Origin of the sequence: Janthinobacterium sp. NFX145, assembly GCF_049810325.1 — a bacterium.
Classification (GTDB): Bacteria; Pseudomonadota; Gammaproteobacteria; order Burkholderiales; family Burkholderiaceae_D; genus Janthinobacterium; species Janthinobacterium rivuli.
This window is the reverse complement of record NZ_CP187360.1, coordinates 4,568,729-4,585,261: the sequence shown is the minus strand read 5'-3', so window position 1 is coordinate 4,585,261 and position 16,533 is coordinate 4,568,729. Positions and strand designations below refer to the sequence as shown.

13 protein-coding genes and 1 pseudogene are annotated in these 16,533 nt (G+C 63.0%); 12 read left to right on the top strand and 2 right to left on the bottom strand.

Going from position 1 to position 16,533, the window contains the following annotated elements; all coding sequences use genetic code 11:
* Window positions 1-19: 19 nt before the first annotated feature.
* From ACPJXG_RS20445 to ACPJXG_RS20415, 7 genes are all read left to right on the top strand, one after another.
* Complete coding sequence (locus tag ACPJXG_RS20445) at window positions 20-604, top strand: pilus assembly PilX family protein (RefSeq protein ID WP_425252169.1); 585 nt, start codon at window positions 20-22, stop codon at window positions 602-604.
* On the top strand, window positions 601-4,449 hold the full coding sequence (locus ACPJXG_RS20440; RefSeq protein WP_425252168.1) for a pilus assembly protein: 3,849 nt from the start codon (window positions 601-603) through the stop codon (window positions 4,447-4,449). Before ACPJXG_RS20445 ends, ACPJXG_RS20440 begins: the two co-directional genes overlap by 4 nt.
* Window positions 4,450-4,506: 57 nt before the next feature.
* On the top strand, window positions 4,507-5,010 hold the full coding sequence (locus tag ACPJXG_RS20435) for a type IV pilin protein (RefSeq protein ID WP_425252167.1): 504 nt from the start codon (window positions 4,507-4,509) through the stop codon (window positions 5,008-5,010).
* A 78-nt stretch (window positions 5,011-5,088) separates the two neighbouring features.
* Window positions 5,089-5,619, top strand: a complete 531-nt coding sequence (locus tag ACPJXG_RS20430) for a GspH/FimT family protein (RefSeq protein WP_425252166.1) — start codon at window positions 5,089-5,091, stop codon at window positions 5,617-5,619.
* A gap of 39 nt (window positions 5,620-5,658) precedes the next feature.
* The gene (gene ribD / locus ACPJXG_RS20425; RefSeq protein WP_425252165.1) at window positions 5,659-6,759 is read left to right on the top strand and encodes a bifunctional diaminohydroxyphosphoribosylaminopyrimidine deaminase/5-amino-6-(5-phosphoribosylamino)uracil reductase RibD; all 1,101 of its coding nucleotides are present in this window, start codon (window positions 5,659-5,661) and stop codon (window positions 6,757-6,759) included.
* Window positions 6,760-6,786: 27 nt separating this feature from the next.
* The gene (locus ACPJXG_RS20420; protein ID WP_425252164.1) at window positions 6,787-7,422 is read left to right on the top strand and encodes a riboflavin synthase; all 636 of its coding nucleotides are present in this window, start codon (window positions 6,787-6,789) and stop codon (window positions 7,420-7,422) included.
* Window positions 7,423-7,524: 102 nt separating this feature from the next.
* A complete protein-coding gene (locus ACPJXG_RS20415; RefSeq protein ID WP_425252163.1) occupies window positions 7,525-8,943 on the top strand; it encodes a hypothetical protein in 1,419 nt (472 codons plus the stop codon).
* Here ACPJXG_RS20415 and ACPJXG_RS20410 read toward each other — a convergent pair.
* Window positions 8,940-9,365 (bottom strand): OsmC family protein, encoded by a 426-nt coding sequence (locus tag ACPJXG_RS20410; RefSeq protein WP_425252162.1) that lies wholly within the window; start codon window positions 9,363-9,365, stop codon window positions 8,940-8,942. The two genes, ACPJXG_RS20415 and ACPJXG_RS20410, sit on opposite strands and share 4 nt — an antisense overlap.
* A gap of 345 nt (window positions 9,366-9,710) precedes the next feature.
* Between ACPJXG_RS20410 and ribBA the strand changes: the two genes are divergently transcribed.
* The 4 genes from ribBA to ACPJXG_RS20390 all read left to right on the top strand — a co-directional run bounded on the left by ribBA (window position 9,711) and on the right by ACPJXG_RS20390 (window position 13,408).
* On the top strand, window positions 9,711-10,826 hold the full coding sequence (gene ribBA / locus ACPJXG_RS20405) for a bifunctional 3,4-dihydroxy-2-butanone-4-phosphate synthase/GTP cyclohydrolase II (protein ID WP_035826115.1): 1,116 nt from the start codon (window positions 9,711-9,713) through the stop codon (window positions 10,824-10,826).
* A gap of 66 nt (window positions 10,827-10,892) precedes the next feature.
* Window positions 10,893-11,375 carry a 6,7-dimethyl-8-ribityllumazine synthase gene (ribH, locus tag ACPJXG_RS20400; RefSeq protein ID WP_034759563.1) on the top strand — a complete coding sequence of 161 codons (483 nt, stop codon included), beginning with the start codon at window positions 10,893-10,895 and terminating at the stop codon, window positions 11,373-11,375.
* 91 nt (window positions 11,376-11,466) lie between these two features.
* Window positions 11,467-11,937: a transcription antitermination factor NusB gene (nusB, locus tag ACPJXG_RS20395; RefSeq protein WP_034759129.1), complete on the top strand. Its 471-nt coding sequence runs from the start codon at window positions 11,467-11,469 to the stop codon at window positions 11,935-11,937.
* 104 nt (window positions 11,938-12,041) lie between these two features.
* Window positions 12,042-13,408, top strand: a protein-coding gene (locus ACPJXG_RS20390; protein ID WP_425252161.1) for an IS3 family transposase whose coding sequence is annotated in 2 segments (ribosomal slippage) — window positions 12,042-12,542 and window positions 12,545-13,408 — 1,365 coding nt in all. Because the reading frame shifts where the segments join, the coding sequence is not laid out codon by codon here.
* Between the two features lie 120 nt (window positions 13,409-13,528).
* Here the strand turns inward: ACPJXG_RS20390 and ACPJXG_RS20385 are convergent.
* Window positions 13,529-14,446, bottom strand: a complete 918-nt coding sequence (locus ACPJXG_RS20385) for a transglycosylase SLT domain-containing protein (protein ID WP_425252160.1) — start codon at window positions 14,444-14,446, stop codon at window positions 13,529-13,531.
* A gap of 478 nt (window positions 14,447-14,924) precedes the next feature.
* Between ACPJXG_RS20385 and ubiD the strand changes: the two are divergent.
* Window positions 14,925-16,411: pseudogene (gene ubiD, locus ACPJXG_RS20380) on the top strand (4-hydroxy-3-polyprenylbenzoate decarboxylase).
* The last annotated feature ends 122 nt before the right edge of the window (window positions 16,412-16,533 follow it).

Below are 16,533 nucleotides of genomic sequence, written 5' to 3'. Positions count from 1 at the left end.
CCGCGGTGGCGCCACGCTCGTGTATGTGCTGTGCCTGCTGGTGATCATCTTGCTGCTGGGCATATCGGCGGCGCAGATGGCCTTGCAGGGCGAAAAGGCGGCACGGGGCGAGCGCGACCGGCAGGTCGCGTTTCAGGCGGCGGAGGAAGCATTGATGGATGCGCAGAACGATATCGAAGGCTTGCCCGGCACGCCTGGGCGCAGCAGCCTCTTCGCGCCAGGCAGCGCGGCCGGGTTCGCGGACGGCTGCGGCGAGGGAGGGGCACTGGGCCTGTGCCTGCCCGCCGCGCCGGACGCACCGGCGCTCTGGTTAAGTACGGACCTCGATGGCGCCGAAGCGGGTAGCCGCACGGTGCCGTATGGCCAGTTTACGGGCGCCGTCATGCAGACGGGGCAGGGCTTCCTGCCGTCGCGCCGGCCCCGCTACCTGATCGAACTGCTGCCGTTTCATCCGCCCGGCGCGCAGGCCACGGCAGTCGCTGGCGGCCTGGCGACGGAAAGCTATGTATACCGCATCACGGCCATCGGTTTTGGCGCGCAGGAAAGCACGCAAGTCGTGCTGCAAAGTTATTACCGCAAGCAAGCGGCGGGAGCGGGGCCATGAGGGCTTTGTCGTTTGCCTGGCTGCTGCTCTGCTGGATTTTCCTGGCTTGCGGCGGCGCCCTTGCCGCGGCCGTACCTCCTGTGGCGCTGGCACGGGCCGACGCAGGTTTGTACGGCGCCAGGGTGCCGCCGAACCTGCTGCTCAACCTGTCCTTCACGCATGCGGCGGCCGCTGCCGCGCATGGCGGCGAGTATGCACCGCAGCGCGAGTACGCAGGGTACTTCCATGCGCGCATGTGCTACAGCTATCCTTACCGCAGCAAGGACGGCGCCATGCTGCCGGACTTGCGCGTAGCGACCGCTTACTTCTCCGTGCTGAAACCGGCCGATGCGCTGCACGGCTGCGGCGGCGACAGTTTTAGCGGCAACTTTCTCAACTGGGCCAGCACCAGCATGCTCGACCTCGTCCGCTATGCGCTGACGGGTGGCGACCGCGTCATCGACGAAGTGCGCAAGACGGTGCTGCAGCGCGCCTGGCTGCCCGATGCGGATGGTCCCATCGACTTCTTTGCCCACCCCGTCTTTTTTCCGCGCAAGGTTCTGCAGACAGGCGTGGCGGCGGCGACACCGTTTGCGCTGGCGCAACTGGCCATCGTTTCCTGCCGTAACCGCCTGCTGTTCGGCGACGCCAGCTTGCCTTCGGGCGGCAATTGCGACGCGCCCGGCGTTGCTGCCACGCACGGCGTGTTCCTCGCGCGCGTGCGCGTCTGCGACGCGGAAGAAGGACCGCTGCGCGACGATTTATGCCTCGCGTACGGCAAGAACTACAAGCCCGTGGGCGCCGTGCAGCGCCATGGCGGCAGGGTGCGCGTGGGCGTGTTTGGCCATTTGAACGGCGTGAGCTCCGGCGCCGGCCCCGTGTATGGCGGCGTGCTGCGCGCGCCATTGGCTCACGTGGGCACGCAGCGCTGGACGGCGCCCGACTTTATGCCGCAAGACAATGCCGGTGCCGAATGGAATCCCGCCACCGGTGTGTATGTGTTCCAGAGCTCCGGCCCTGGCGGCGGGGTGACCGCTTACATCAATGGCCTGGGCCGCGGCAATGCCGGGCATCCCGGCACGTACGCCAGGGCGGCGCCACTGGCCGAATTGCTGTACGAATCGCTGCGTTACCTGCAGGGGCGGCAAGCAAGCGCCGTCGTGCCACCTGCCACGGCCCCGCCCGCCATCGACGACGGCTTGCTGGTCGTGATTGCGTGGAGCGACCCGCAAACGGCCAGTTGCCAGCGCCATGTCGTCGTCAGTCTCGGCGATGCGGGCATGGCGGACGACCGTTACGTGCCAGGCAATGCCCCGCACACTCCCGCATCAAGCGGCGACCGCGCCCGCGCCGCCGATGGCTTTGCGCCGCCCCCGTTCAATGCGATGGCCTGGACACATGCGGTGGGCAGCCTGGAAAGCGGCGGCGCGCAAGGCAATCCCGCGCCACGGCCCGAACTGGCGGCGCTGGAATGGCTGGCCGACGGAGCGGGCGGCGCAAGCTACCATGCGGCAGGCCTTGCCTACTGGTCGCACGTGCAGGCCCTGCGTCCTGGCAAGAGCGACGGCCTTGCCAAGGTCGAGCACTATGCGGGCGACTTGCGCCAGGGCGATCCGGCGGGCGAATCTGCCGCCACTCCCGTCACCACACCCTTGCTGCTGACGGCCAAATATGGCGGTTTTCTCGATGCGAACGGCGACGCGAATCCCTTCATGAGCGCAACGGGCAGCGCGTTCGATGAATGGAGCCTGGACGGCCGCTGGCCCGCCCATTACCTGCCCGGCAGCGATCCGGTCGCCCTGATCGCGGGACTGCGCGCGGCTTTTGCGGCCGCCGACAAGGCTACCTTGCCGGCGACGCTTGCTGGACCGGCCCTGATGGCGCTGGCCAGCGGGACGGAAGAGGCATACTGGTTCCAGTCGCAGATGCGCCTGGCCGATGGCGGCATGAGCTTGTCGCGCACCGCGTTTGCCGTGGGCGCCGATGGGGCACTGCTTCCCGGTAAGTCATCGTGGACCGCTGGCGGACAAGAGAAGCCCGTGCCGGATGGCACGCCCGCGTCCTTGCGTCCCGTCTATACGCTCGACGCCAAGGGCGCCCTGATGCCGCTGGCCTGGAAGCGGCTCGATGCGGAACAGCGCGGCGCATTCGACGGCGGCGATGGGCGAGGGGAAGCGCGCCTGGCGTACCTGCTGGGCCAGCGCACGCACGAGGTGGGCCAGCCGGGCGGATTTCTGCGGCGCAGGTCAGGCAGTCTGGGGGCGGCACCCTACGGCAATTTGCTGTACGTGGGCGCGCCCGGACTGGGCATGCCGGGCGCCGGCTATGGCTTGCACCGCCAGGCGCTGCTGCAGCGGCGCAAAATGCTCTACCTTGGCGCCAACGACGGTTTGCTGCACGCCTTCGATGCGCGCACGGGCAGCGAATTGTTTGCCTATCTGCCGCAGGCGTTGCTGCACCTTGCTCCAGCCGCTGCGAGCACTCACTACAGCCCCGGACCGCTGCTCGACGGCGCTGCAGCCACGGCGGAAGTGCTGGCGCTGGGGCGCTGGAAGACGGTGCTGGTGTCCGGCATGGGCGGCGGGGCGCAGGGTGTGTTTGCGCTCGACATCACCGATCCGGCCCGCTTCGCGCAAGACGGGGCGCTGTGGGAGTTTACGGACCGCGACGACGGGCTGATGGGTAACGTGCGCGCGCCGCCCGCGTTTGCCCGCATCAACATGGGCGGCAAGGAGGGCGCGCCGGCCTACCGCGACTTTGCCATCGTCGCCAGCGGCTACAACAACGATGTCAACGACGGCAAGGACACGACGGCGCCCGCTGCGGCGGCCGCCATCTTCCTGCTGGCGCTGGACAAGGCGCCCGGCACGCCATGGACGTTGGGAAGTAATTACTTCCGCCTCAAGGTGCCTGTGGCCAGCGGTGGCGGTGGCGGCCATGACACTGATGCGGGCACCGACGCCGTCCCCCACGCGCTGGGCCCGCCCGCCGTGGTGCCCGGCAGCGATGGCGCGCTGGCTTATCTGTATGTGGGCGATTTGCAGGGCAATATCTGGCGCCTCGACATGGCTGGCGGGCCGCCGTGGAAGGATGGCCATGGGCGCAAACTCGTCTTTGTTGCGCGCGATGCCCAGGGCCGGCGCCAGCCCGTGACGCAGCAGTTGAGCGTGGCGTACGCGCCCGGTGGCGGCTATCTGCTGCTGTTCGGCACGGGCAAGCTGGTCGAAGCGGCCGATACCTGGCCCAACGCCTTCCTGTCGCAGTCGTTTTACGCCGTTCACGACGATGTGCGCGAGTCGTCCCTCACGCGCAGCCGGGCCGACCTGGAACCGCGCAGCCTGGGGGCGGCGGCCGGTGGCGTGCGCGTCGACGGCGCTGAGCTGCGCTATACGGGTAGCGACGCCATGCGCGGCTGGTACCTCGATTTTATGGACACCGCGCAGACGGGCGAACGCAGCATCAGCAGTCCCGTATTGGCCGCCGGCAAGGTGCTGTTCAATACCGTCCTGCCGGGGCGCGACCCTTGCGCCAGGCCGGCCACGCGCCTGTACGTGCTCGACGTGCTGAGCGGCTTTGCCGCCGATGGCGCCGGTGTCGTGCAGGCGGGCGAGCAGACGGGACGCTTGTTCGATGGCCTGGCGCGCGCGCCGCCGCTGGCGCTGGAGCTGAACAGCACGGTGGGCGCCGCGATGGCGGCAGGCCGGGCCGAGGGGCGCAAGGAACTGGCCGTGCTGCAGCCTGGCTTGCCCGGCGCGACCAGCGTTGCGGGGCTCAAGGTCGTCAGCGCGCCGCTGCCGGCCCGGCGCCTGAGCTGGCGCGAAGTGGCGAACTGGCGCGAATTGCACGAGGCGGCCAAGAAAAAATAGGCCGGCAAGGCTGCTGCAGCGTCTCGGCTGACGCCTTTTGGGAAAGAGGGAGATCGCATGGGGACGCTGGCAAGGCGGAATGGGTTCGCTGCAAACGGTGGAACTCCTGCTGCCAACCCGCAGGGCTTCAGCCTGATCGAATTGCTGTCCGCGCTGGCGATCATTAGCCTGCTGCTGGCGCTGGCCGTGCCCGCTTATCACAGCCATGTCGTGCGTGCCAAACGGGTGCAGGGACAGGCGGCCCTGCTGCGGCTGATGCAACAGCAGGAGCGCTATTACTCGCAGAACAATCATTATCTGGCATTTTCCTCGGCATCGCCGGCGCAGCAGTCGCAGCAATTCCCATGGTGGTCGGGCGAAGGGGGCGCGGCTGGTAGTGCATATGAAATCGAGGCGCTGGCCTGTCCCGGCCTGGCGATCGGGCAATGCGTGCTGTTGCGCGCCATGCCGGGCACGTCCAAGGTTGATGCGCAGTTCCAGGATGCCGATTGCGGTGTCCTGTCGTTCAGCAGCACGGGCCAGCGCGGCAGCAGCGGCCCCGCCAGCCATTGCTGGCCCTAGGCCATGGCCATGTGCAAGCGGCTACCGAGGAGCAGGCACAAATTCGGGCGCACCCTCGGCCGCACCCTAGGGCACACCATGCTCGAATTGCTGGCCGTGTTGGCGATTGCCGCGTTGCTGGCGGCCGCCGCCATGCCCAGCTTGCTGCACCTGCTGGCGCGCCAGCAAGTGCGCGCGGCGGCGACCGACTTGTTCTCGGCCATCGAACTGACGCGGGCGCAGGCGATGGCGCGGGGACAGCGCGTGCTGCTGATGCCGGCCGGGCCCGGTGGCACGGACTGGCGCATGGGCTGGCAGATTTTCATCGACCGCAATGCCAACCTCGTGTTCGATGGCGATGACGAATTGCTGTTCCGCCAAGGGCCGCTGCCGGAGGGCATCACGGCCCAGTTCGTGTTTTCGTCGGCCACGGCGCCGTTTTATATCGCCTACAATGGCGCAGGACGCAGTTGCAGCGCGACCAATAGCCTGGCGGCACGCTGGGGTACCTTGTCCCTGGCTTTGGGAAAGCAGGTGCGGCATATTAAAATCAATATGCTGGGCAGGGTGCGCGTGTGCGATCCGCAGCAGCAGGCGGCCAATTGCAGCGGCGTGGCCGACAGTTCGTAGCAAGATTTATCAATTACTCACCTTCAAGCAAAGAAGCCCGTGGAAATACTCAACGATATCGATGGCATGCGCCTGGCGCTGGAATGGGCGGCGCGCGGTTTGTACACGACCTCGCCCAATCCCCGCATCGGCTGCGTCATCGTCAGGGATGGCCAGGTAATCGGCGCCGGTGTGACACAGGCGGCCGGGCAGGATCATGCCGAGGTGCAAGCGCTGGCCAATGCGGCGGCGCGCGGCAACGACGTGCGCGGCGCCACCGCCTATGTCACCCTGGAGCCGTGCAACCATCACGGCCGTACCCCGCCATGCTCCGATGCGCTCGTGCGCGCGGGGCTGGGCCGCGTCGTGGCCGCCATGACGGATCCGAATCCGCTGGTGGCGGGACAGGGGCTGGCCAAGCTGGAAGCGGCCGGCATCGCCGTCACCACGGATGTGCTGGCCGACGAGGCCTATGAAATGAATATCGGCTTCTTTTCGCGCATGCAGCGCGGCAAGCCGTGGGTGCGCCTGAAAACGGCGGCCAGCCTGGACGGCATGACGGCCTTGCACAATGGCCAGAGCCAGTGGATCACGGGTCCCGCAGCGCGCGCCGATGGCCACGCCTGGCGCGCGCGCGCCTGTGCCATCCTGACTGGCATCGGCACGGTCAAGGCGGACGACCCGCAACTGAACGTGCGCGCCGTCGAGACGCCGCGCCAGCCGCGCCGCATCGTCGTCGACAGCCGGCTCGACATCAGCCTTGACGCGCGCATCTTGCAGGGCGGCGGCACGTGGATCGTGGCAGCCGTTGCCAATCCGGAAAAGGAAGCGCAGCTGCAGGCGCTCGGCGCGGAAGTCATCCTGCTGCCGAACGGGGACGGCAAGGTCGATCTGGCCGCGCTGATGCTGGAACTGGGACGCCGGCAATGCAATGAAGTCCACGTCGAGGCCGGCGCCAAACTGAACGGCTCGCTGATACGCGAAGGCTGCGTCGACGAGCTGCTGGTCTATCTGGCGCCCACCTTGCTGGGCGACGCGCAAGGCATGTTTGCCTTGCCCGCCTTGACGGATATCAAGCAACAGCGCACTTTGCAATTTCACCAGGTTCAGCAAGTGGGCGAAGATGTGCGTATCCTTGCAAGATTCGCCCAGCGCAATTAATACTTTTATACTTTATAGGGTTAGTTCATGTTTACAGGAATTGTTGCCGCCATCGGCAAGATTGAAACCGTGCAAGCACTCGACGGCGGCCTCGACGCAGGCGTGCGCCTGAACATCCATGCGGGCGGCTTGCCGCTGGCCGATGTGGCCCTGGGCGACTCCATCGCCATCAATGGCGCCTGCATGACGGTGGTGGAAAAATCGGACACGGGCTTTACCGTCGATGTCTCGCGCGAAAGCCTCAATTGCACCGTGGGTCTCGATACCACCACGGAAGTGAACCTGGAAAAAGCCCTGACCCTGGCCGAGCGCCTGGGCGGCCACCTGGTGTCCGGCCACGTCGACGGCCTGGGTATCGTGCGCAAGTTCGAAGCCGTGGGCGAATCGTGGGAACTGGTCATTGAGGCGCCGCACGAACTGGCGAAATACCTGGCCTTCAAGGGTTCCGTCGTCGTCAATGGCGTGTCCCTGACCGTCAACAGAGTGGAAGACCTGGGCGCGGGTGCCGTCAACGGCTGCCGCTTCTCGATCAACCTGATTCCGCACACGATCGCCATGACGACCTTGAAACACTTGACGGTCGATGGCAAGGTCAACCTGGAAATCGACCTGATCGCCCGCTATGTCGAGCGCATGTTGTCGCTGGACAAGGCTGCCGCCTGACACGGTAGCTGAAAAGAGCAACACACCTGCCGCCTTGCCAGGCGTGTGTTGCTTTTCTTGCAGACGCGCATACTATGAAGCTTTCCGCAGTGGAGGCTAGCCATGGACCCGATTTCGCGCGCAACCGTGCCCAACACCATCCCGGCCACGTCCCGCGTGGGCGAGACGGTTCCGCTGGCGCCGCTGGCACCTGCACTGCCCGTGCCGTTCTCCGGCGCGGCGGCGGCCCTTGCCATCCTGTCATCGACCCAGGTCGATATCTCCCCGCTGGGCCAGTTCCTGTCCGGCGTGGCCTTGTCGCGCCGGCAACTGCTGGCCTTGCAGGGCGCCACGGAGGAAGCCAGGGCCGCCAATACCCCCGTGAATGTCAATGACGACTTGCTGGCGCTGGCGCGGCAGCTGACGGAATCGTTCGCCCAACTGCAAACGAGCGGCATCGACGCCAGCCAGCTGGCGACGGCCGGCGACACGCCGGGCAGCCTGGCGCAGCGCTACGATTTGCTGTCGGGCGATGGCACGACGGATGCGGCCGCCGCGCTGGCGCAGGACGGCAGTCTGCTCACGCAAGCGCAGCTGGCCCGCATCGGCATCGATCTGCGCAATGAAGATGTCGATGCGATAACGTTGCAGGCCGCGTATGCGACCGACAGCAATGCCACCCTGGACGCCTTGCAACAGGGAACGGACGTGCTGGCGCAGGTGGGCGCCGTGCTGGCCCGGCAGCAGGGCGCGCCGCTGGCGGCCAGTGTCGAAGCGGATTTGACGGGTGAGGCACTGCCGTCCACTGCCGCGCAAGCCTTGCAGACCGCGCCGCCGCAGCCCTTTGATCCAGCGCCGCCGCAGACGATCGCGATTGCGCAGCGGCAGCTGGAACTGCAGCAGCAACTGGAATCGGAAGAGCTGAACCTGGACTTGCAGGAGCTGCGGCCCCAGCCTTCGACGCAAGCCGCCGTTGCAGCGGAACTACTGCAGACGCAGCGCGCGGACAATCAGCGCGTCAATACTCAGCGCCTGGAGGCCGAACGGCTGGACAGCGAACGGATCAATACCGATCAGCAGGCGCAGCAGCAGGAAGCAGAACGGGTGGACGCGCTGCGCCAGGGGCAAGTGCAGCAGCAGGGCTTGCAGCAGCGGGCGCAAGCGGCGGCGGATGATGCGGCGCGGGCGCAGCTGGCCGCCAGCGACGCGCAGATGGCGGCCCAGGCGGCCAGTGACCGGGCGCAGTCGCTGGCGCGCGCGGCGCAGGGGCAAGCCGATGCGGGCCTGGCGACGGCGCAAGCCCAGCTGGCCCAGAAAAATGCCCAGGCTCAAGAGCTGGCTGCGCAAAACGCGGGCATGGCCGTGCCGCCGCCTTCGTCGCAAGATCCGTCCGTGGCGGCAGCCATCGCCGCCTATAACCTGAACAATGCAGCCTTGAATCCTGGCTTGATGAACCGGCCATTGCCGGCCAGCGACTCGCGCCTGCCGCTGGTGGCGCCCGTCGCTGCTGTGGAACCTGTCAAGCCCGTGCCTAAAATCTAGGGCAGCAGGGTCGCGTCCAGGGTAATGTTGGCTTTCAGCAGCTTCGACACGGGGCAGCCGGCCTTGGCCTTGGCCGTCAATTCCTCGAACTTCGCCTGGTCGGCGCCGGGGATTTTCGCTTTCAGGATCAAATGGACGGCCGTGATGGCGAAACCGTCGTCGACCTTGTCGAGGGTGACTTCGGCCGTCGTTTCCATCTTTTCCGCCGTCAGGCCCGCTTCACCGAGGATCAGCGACAGGGCCATGGTGAAGCAGCCCGCATGCGCGGCGCCGATCAATTCCTCGGGATTGGTGCCGGGCTTGCCTTCGAAGCGGCTGGCAAAGCCGTAGGGATATTCCTGCAAGGCACCGCTGCGCGTGCTGATGGCGCCCTTGCCATCCTTGATGCCGCCTGACCAGATGGCCGATCCGTTGGTTTTCATATTGCCGCTCCTGTGTGGGGTGTCGCTGCGAGTGGGGTATCAGCGCCGTGGCGGTGACTGGCTGATCTTATGCTCTTTGCAAGGCCGGCGGCGCGCGCCTTGCCGCCGCCGTGTGCCCAGGATCGGGGAAGCGGCGCTTTGTGATGCAGGCTGCGGCATCCGTGCCGCAAAGCTGTCTTATTTCAGGTCTGCAAGCGCTAAATCCTTTAAAATAGCAGGTTATAAGAAAATTCCCGGAAATCTGAGGAATATTCGCACTTGATGTTGCAGTTTTTAGTTTCACTAACAACGCCCGGCAAAACCGACGCGCAGCAGGTTTCGCCAGGCGTCATAAGAGGATGAACAATGTCTATTTCAAGCACCGAAGAGATCGTCGCTGAATTACGCGCCGGCCGCATGGTGATACTGGTCGATGAAGAAGACCGGGAAAATGAAGGCGATCTGGTGCTTGCCGCCGATTTCGTGACGCCTGAAGCCATCAATTTCATGATCACGCATGCGCGTGGCTTGGTCTGCCTGACCCTGACGGAAGAGCGTTGCGACGAGCTGAACCTGTCGATGATGACGTCGCGCAATGGCACCGCCTACGGCACCAACTTTACCGTGTCGATCGAAGCGGCCGAAGGCGTGACGACGGGCATTTCCGCCGCCGACCGCGCCAAGACCATCCAGGTGGCCGTGGCCAAGGGCACGCAGCCCAGCGATATCGTCCAGCCTGGCCATATCTTCCCGCTGAAAGCGCAAAAAGGCGGCGTGCTGATGCGCGCAGGCCATACGGAAGCCGGTTGCGACCTGACGGCCATGGCCGGCCTGACGCCCGCGTCCGTGATTTGCGAAATCATGAAGGATGACGGCACCATGGCGCGCCTGCCGGACTTGCTGGTATTTGCCGAGCAGCATGGCTTGAAAATCGGCACGATTGCCGACCTGATCCATTACCGCAGCCAGACGGAATCCCTGGTCGAGCGCGTTGCCGAGCGTACCCTGCACACGGCGCACGGCGAATTCCGCCTGATCGCTTTCCGCGACAAGCCTAGCGCATCGGCCCACCTGGCCCTCGTGCATGGCGACCTGGCCCCTGGCCTGGAAGCGCTGGTGCGCGTGCATCAGCCCGTTTCCCTGCTGGACGTGCTGGAAAGCGAAGCGACCACCCACTCGTGGACGGTAGCCGCTTCGATGGCCGCCATCAAGCAGGCCGAGCGGGGCGTGATGGTCTTGCTGAACTGTGGCGAGACGTCGAGCGAACTGTTTGCCCAGTTCGCCGCCCTGGACACGCCGCAAGCCAAGCCGAAAGGCCGCGCCGCCAGCATGGACTTGCGCAGCTACGGCATCGGCGCGCAAATCCTGCGCGACCTGGGCGTGAGCAAGATGCAATTGCTGGCCAGCCCCCGCAAGATGCCGTCGATGGCCGGTTTCGACCTGGAAGTGACAGGTTTTCAGTGCCATCCTGGCCAGCAGTAATTAATTAACACTATTCAGCAGCCTGGCGCATGGCGCCGCCGCTGATCACTTATAAAGAGGCATATGATGACCGTAGGAGCATACGAAACCAATTTTGCCGGCGAAGGTTTGCGCGTCGGTATCGTCCAGGCACGATTCAATGAAATCGTCGGTGGTGGCTTGCTGTCGGCATGCCTGGAAGAGTTGAGCAAGCTGGGCGTGGCCGATGAAGATATCCTGCACGTGACCGTGCCGGGCGCCCTGGAAATCCCACTGATTCTGCAAAAAATGGCGGAAACCGAGCAATTCGACGCCCTGATCGCACTGGGCGCCGTGATTCGCGGTGAAACCTACCACTTCGAGCTGGTATCGAACGAATCGGGCGCGGGCATCACGCGCGTCGGTCTCGATTACGGCATCCCGATCGCCAACGCAGTGTTGACGACCGAAAACGACGAGCAGGCGGAAGTGCGCATGCTGGTCAAGGGAGCCGAAGCGGCACGCGTGGCAGTGGAAATGGCTAATCTGGCGCAAGCGCTGGAAGAGTTGCAAGACACAGACGAGGACTAATCGTGCTTGCGCCGCAGTGTGCTGCCTGGCAGCACACCGTGGTATTCGTCACTATCTGCAGTACATACGTATTTAAAAACAGGTAACAATCATGACTGAGAAAAATTTGCTCGCCAATCCCAGCAAAAACCGCACGCCGCGTCACCGCGCGCGCGAGTTTGCGCTGCAGGGCTTGTACCAGTGGCTGCTGAACAATGAAGACGCGACCACCGTCGTGAACAATATTCGCGCGGCACACGGTTTCGACAAGGCCGATGGCGATCATTTCACGGTGCTGCTGTACGGCGCCATCAAGGATTCGCTGGCGCTGCGCGAAAGCATGGCACCATTGATCGACCGCAATATCGCGGAACTGTCGCCCATCGAACACGGCATCCTGCTGATCGGCGCTTTCGAGCTGAAGAACAACATGGAAATCCCGTACCGCGTCGTCATCAACGAAGCGGTCGAACTGGCCAAGTCGTTTGGCGGTATCGACGGCCACAAGTATGTGAACGGCGTGCTGGATAAATTGGCAGTGAAATTCCGCGAGGAAGAAGTCAACGCCAACAAGCGCAAGTGATCGAGTAAGTAGTTCCTGCGGCTGTTGCCGCAGGGCAGTAAAAAAGCCACCGGCACTTGTGAACTGAACCCCGAAAGTTGGACACCAACTTTCGGGGTTTTTCTATGGCTAAGCATAGTACGCAGTTCAAGCTGGATGTGGTTCAGCAATGCATGCGGGGTGAGGCAGGAGTCCAAACAATCGCCCGGCAACATGGTCTGGATCATGCCATGGTTCGGCAATGGCTTCATTTATTTAACCTGCACGGACAGGCTGGCTTAAGCAAAAAGTTTAGCCACTACCCGGCCGAGCGACGGTTGCAGGTGCTCGAGCACATGTGGGCCAACCAGCTCTCCTATCGTCAGACCGCGGCGGTATTCAATATCCGTAGTCCCTCTTGCATCCCTGCCTGGGAGCGCTGCTATCATAGCGGTGGTATAGACGCCCTGAAGCCGCGACAGCGCGGCAGACCGACAAAGATGCCCACTTCTCAACCGCCCCAGCCTCAACCCCATGTGGATGATGCAACCCGTAGCCGCGAAGAACTGCTCGCCGAGGTGAATTTCTTGCGCATGGAGAACGCCTATCTAAAAAAGTTGAAAGCCTTGGTTCAGCAGCAAGAGCAGCAGACAACAGCGCGCAAAAAGCGCAAGTAGTTGGCGAACTAAGGCAACAATTTCCGCTGGCGGCCTTGCTCAAGCTCGCGGCCCTGCCGCGCAGCACCTTTTACTATCAGCAGAAGGTGGCGCAGGTAGCCGACAAGCATCAGGCACTGAAGCAACAAATTCGTTCCATTTTCGCCCGCCATCAAGGGCGTTATGGATATCGGCGCGTGACGTTGGCGATTCGGCAGCTGGGCCTGCAGGTCAATCATAAGACCGTTCAAAGGCAGATGGTCCAGTTAGGGTTGAGGTCCTTGGTGCGCCCCAAGAAATATCGCTCGTACAAGGGCGAAGTGGGGCAGGCGGCGGCGAATGTCTTGCAGCGCCAATTTCAGGCGCAGGCAGCCCATCAGAAATGGGTGACGGACGTGACGGAGTTTAACGTTGCCGGCGAGAAGCTGTATCTGTCGCCGGTGATGGACCTGTACAACGGGGAAATCGTGGCGTTTGAAACGTCCAGGCGGCCCGTGTTCAAACTGGTGAGCGCGATGCTCCAGAAAGCGCTGGCCAAACTGAAGGCGAAAGACAAACCCATGCTGCACTCTGACCAGGGATGGCAATATCGGATGCCTGCTTACCAGAAAATGCTGCGCGATAAGGGTGTGGAGCAAAGCATGTCCCGTAAGGGAAACTGCCTCGACAACGCAGCCATGGAAAGCTTCTTTGCCGTGCTCAAGACGGAGTTCTTCTACCTGAACAAGTTCAGCAGTGTCGATGAATTGCAGCGTGGCATCAAACAGTACATCCACTACTATAATCACGAGCGTATCAAGCTCAAATTAAAAGGGCTGAGTCCTGTGCAATACAGAACTCAGCCCTTGTCCACCTAGTAAATAAACTAAACCGTCCAACTATTTGGGGTCAGTTCACTTTTGCGTGCGGTGGCTTTTTCATTGGGTGCTATTTTCGAGTGCTGCTTTTTGGATGCCCCTGTGAGGGCTTTTAAAGGGTCACAGGCCGGCGATCTCGTTGTGAGGCAGTACTTTGATGGTGATGCCGCTTTCCGCTGCAGGGGCCTTGGCTGGCGCTGGCGTGTTCGATGCCATCACCGGCGTCGTGGTCGGTACGCGCTGGCCGGCGGACACTTGTTTCAGGCGGCGGTATTCAGCCAGCACGCGCGAGCCGTAGCCCGAGTCGGTGGCGAAGTTGGCGGCGCCCACGTAGGTTTTCAAGCCCGCTTCGACGGAACCGCCACGCGTGACGTAGTCTTTCAGGATCAGGGAGCCGACGCGGATGTTGGCGACCGGGTTCAAGGCTGCTTGTACGCCGCCCATTTCCTGGAAGCGCTCATGGTGCACTTTCGACATGACTTGCATCAAGCCTTGCGCGCCGACCGGGCTTTCCGCAAACGGATTCAAGCCTGATTCGATGGCCATCACGGCCAGGATCAGCAGCGGGTCCAGCTTGATTTCGCGGGCCGTCAGGTAAGCCGTCGAGACGAGCATATTGGTCGCATCGTTGGCCACGCGGTAGCGCTTGGAGAGCCAGTTGGTGACCCATTGCTGCTGCTTTTGCGTGCCCAGCAAGGCTTTTTCTTCCTTGCTCAGCGGCGCGTCGCTGGCGGCGGCCGTTTGCACGGAAGCGGGCGCTTCCATCAGTGCGGACAGGGCCGGTGCTTCAACGGCTTGCGCTTCCGCCATCGGCAGCGGGAACAGGCTGTGCGTCAATTGCTTGCCCAGGTCCGGGCGGAACATCAGCAGGGCGATCAGTGCCAGGGCGGAAATGCCGAACACTGTCAGTGCGTGTTGTGCCGTGGTCAAAACGCCACGTGCCGAAATGGCTTGTGCGCGGGCGCGCAAACGCGCCAACGCTGGCTGGCCAGCCACGGTTGAAGCAGGCAATGCTGCTTCAGTGCTACGATGAGTCATAGAGTTCCCCGAAATGTCGCGTCAACAGGCAGTCCCTCCGCGGTGTCGCGGTGTTGTGGGTACTGCCAATGCCGTGCATCAGAAATATCATCGTTTCCGCCGCGTATGGATGCGTGCGAGAAACGCCGTCATTGCTTGCTTGAGCTGATCGGTCCCGTTTTGGTATTGGATCAGTCGCAATACAACTTTTACCGGGGGTAAGGCAGACGCCTTTTGAAAACACTCCTTAAAATGTCATGTGGAGCCCCGACTCCGTGAATGAAAGAGAAACGCTAAAATCAAGCTCTGGGCCGGCGTGCTCTTTCAAGTTGGGCGAATTGTAGAAGCCGTTTTATATCAAGTCAATACTAACGAATCGTTTCTTTATTACTTTTATGTCTTACTTTTTGACTTGCATTGTGCCAAAAGCCAATAAAATCAATTACTTGGCATAGATCCTTCAGCAACGGCGTCCGACGTCAAAAAAAATTAAAAACACATGAAATATTCAGATTTGCGAGATTTTATTTCTCAACTGCAACAAATGGGTGAACTTAAGCCCATTTCGACCCCCATTTCACCGATTTTGGAGATGACGGAAGTTTGCGACCGCACCTTGCGCGCAGGCGGACCGGCCTTGCTGTTCAACAATCCGACGGGATACGACATGCCGGTGCTGGGCAATCTGTTCGGCACCACGCGCCGCGTGGCGCTGGGCATGGGCGCGGAAGACGTCAGCGAGTTGCGCAAGATCGGCCATGTGCTGGCGCGCCTGAAGGAGCCGGAACCGCCGAAGGATTTCAAGGATCTGCTGGGCCTGGGCTCGCTGGTGAAATCGGTGTGGGACATGTCGCCAAAAGAGTTGCGCGGCGCGAAGTGCCAAGGAAATTGTCTGGGAAGGCAACGACGTCGACCTGGCGCGCCTGCCGATCCAGCATTGCTGGCCTGGCGACGTCGCCCCCCCTGATCACCTGGGGCCTGGTGATCACCAAGGGTCCGAACAAGAAGCGGCAAAACCTGGGCATCTACCGCCAGCAGGTATTGGGGCGCAACAAGGTCATCATGCGCTGGCTGGCGCACCGGGGCGGGGCGCTGGACTTCCGCGAGCACGCCATTCAAAGCAAGGGCAAGCCGTATCCGATCGCCGTCGCGCTGGGCGCCGATCCCGCTACTATATTAGGGGCCGTCACGCCGGTGCCGGACAGCCTGTCCGAATACCAGTTCGCCGGCTTGCTGCGCGGCAGCCGCACCGAATTGGTAAAAGCGATTGGCAGCGAGCTGCGCGTGCCCGCGTCGGCCGAGATCGTGCTCGAAGGCCATATCTATCCGGATGAAAACCATCCGAGCGGCTACGAGCATGCGCTGGAAGGGCCGTATGGCGACCATACGGGCTACTATAATGAGCAGGACAGTTTCCCCGTGTTCACCATCGACCGCATCACCATGCGCCGCGACCCGATCTATCACTCCACGTATACAGGCAAGCCGCCGGACGAGCCGGCCGTGCTGGGCCTGGCGCTGAACGAAGTGTTCGTGCCGCTGCTGCAAAAGCAGTTCAGCGAAATCACGGATTTCTATCTGCCGCCCGAAGGCTGCAGCTACCGCATGGCCGTGGTGCAGATCAAGAAACAGTACGCGGGCCACGCCAAGCGCGTGATGTTCGGCGTGTGGAGCTTCCTGCGTCAGTTCATGTATACCAAGTTCATCGTCGTGGTCGACGAAGACGTGAATATCCGCGACTGGAAAGAAGTCATCTGGGCCATCACCACGCGGGTCGACCCGATTCGCGACACGACCCTGGTCGACAACACGCCCATCGATTACCTGGACTTCGCCTCGCCGGTCAGCGGCCTGGGCAGCAAGATGGGCATCGATGCGACGAATAAATGGCCGGGCGAGACAACGCGCGAGTGGGGCACGACGATTGCCATGACGCCGGAAGTGAAGGCGAAGGTGGATGGGATTTGGCAGGAGCTGGGGTTGTAAGGCCAACCCGATTTCGGATGCCGGGGTCGTACCCTCAGGGTACGACCCCAGATTTTGCTTCTGGGTTTGGCCCGACTGCGCGGCAATTTCCCAATCTTGCGCAGGTCGGTTATAATTGTCCC

Bases quoted from the DNA above. Each gene is read 5' to 3' on its own strand.
- ACPJXG_RS20440 (WP_425252168.1), top strand. From the start codon at position 601: ATGAGGGCTTTGTCGTTTGCCTGGCTGCTGCTCTGCTGGATTTTCCTG.
- ACPJXG_RS20435 (WP_425252167.1), top strand. From the start codon at position 4,507: ATGGGGACGCTGGCAAGGCGGAATGGGTTCGCTGCAAACGGTGGAACT.
- ACPJXG_RS20430 (WP_425252166.1), top strand. From the start codon at position 5,089: ATGCTCGAATTGCTGGCCGTGTTGGCGATTGCCGCGTTGCTGGCGGCC.
- ACPJXG_RS20420 (WP_425252164.1), top strand. From the start codon at position 6,787: ATGTTTACAGGAATTGTTGCCGCCATCGGCAAGATTGAAACCGTGCAA.
- ACPJXG_RS20415 (WP_425252163.1), top strand. From the start codon at position 7,525: ATGGACCCGATTTCGCGCGCAACCGTGCCCAACACCATCCCGGCCACG.
- ACPJXG_RS20410 (WP_425252162.1), bottom strand. From the start codon at position 9,365: ATGAAAACCAACGGATCGGCCATCTGGTCAGGCGGCATCAAGGATGGC.
- ribBA (WP_035826115.1), top strand. From the start codon at position 9,711: ATGTCTATTTCAAGCACCGAAGAGATCGTCGCTGAATTACGCGCCGGC.
- ribH (WP_034759563.1), top strand. From the start codon at position 10,893: ATGACCGTAGGAGCATACGAAACCAATTTTGCCGGCGAAGGTTTGCGC.
- nusB (WP_034759129.1), top strand. From the start codon at position 11,467: ATGACTGAGAAAAATTTGCTCGCCAATCCCAGCAAAAACCGCACGCCG.
- ACPJXG_RS20385 (WP_425252160.1), bottom strand. From the start codon at position 14,446: ATGACTCATCGTAGCACTGAAGCAGCATTGCCTGCTTCAACCGTGGCT.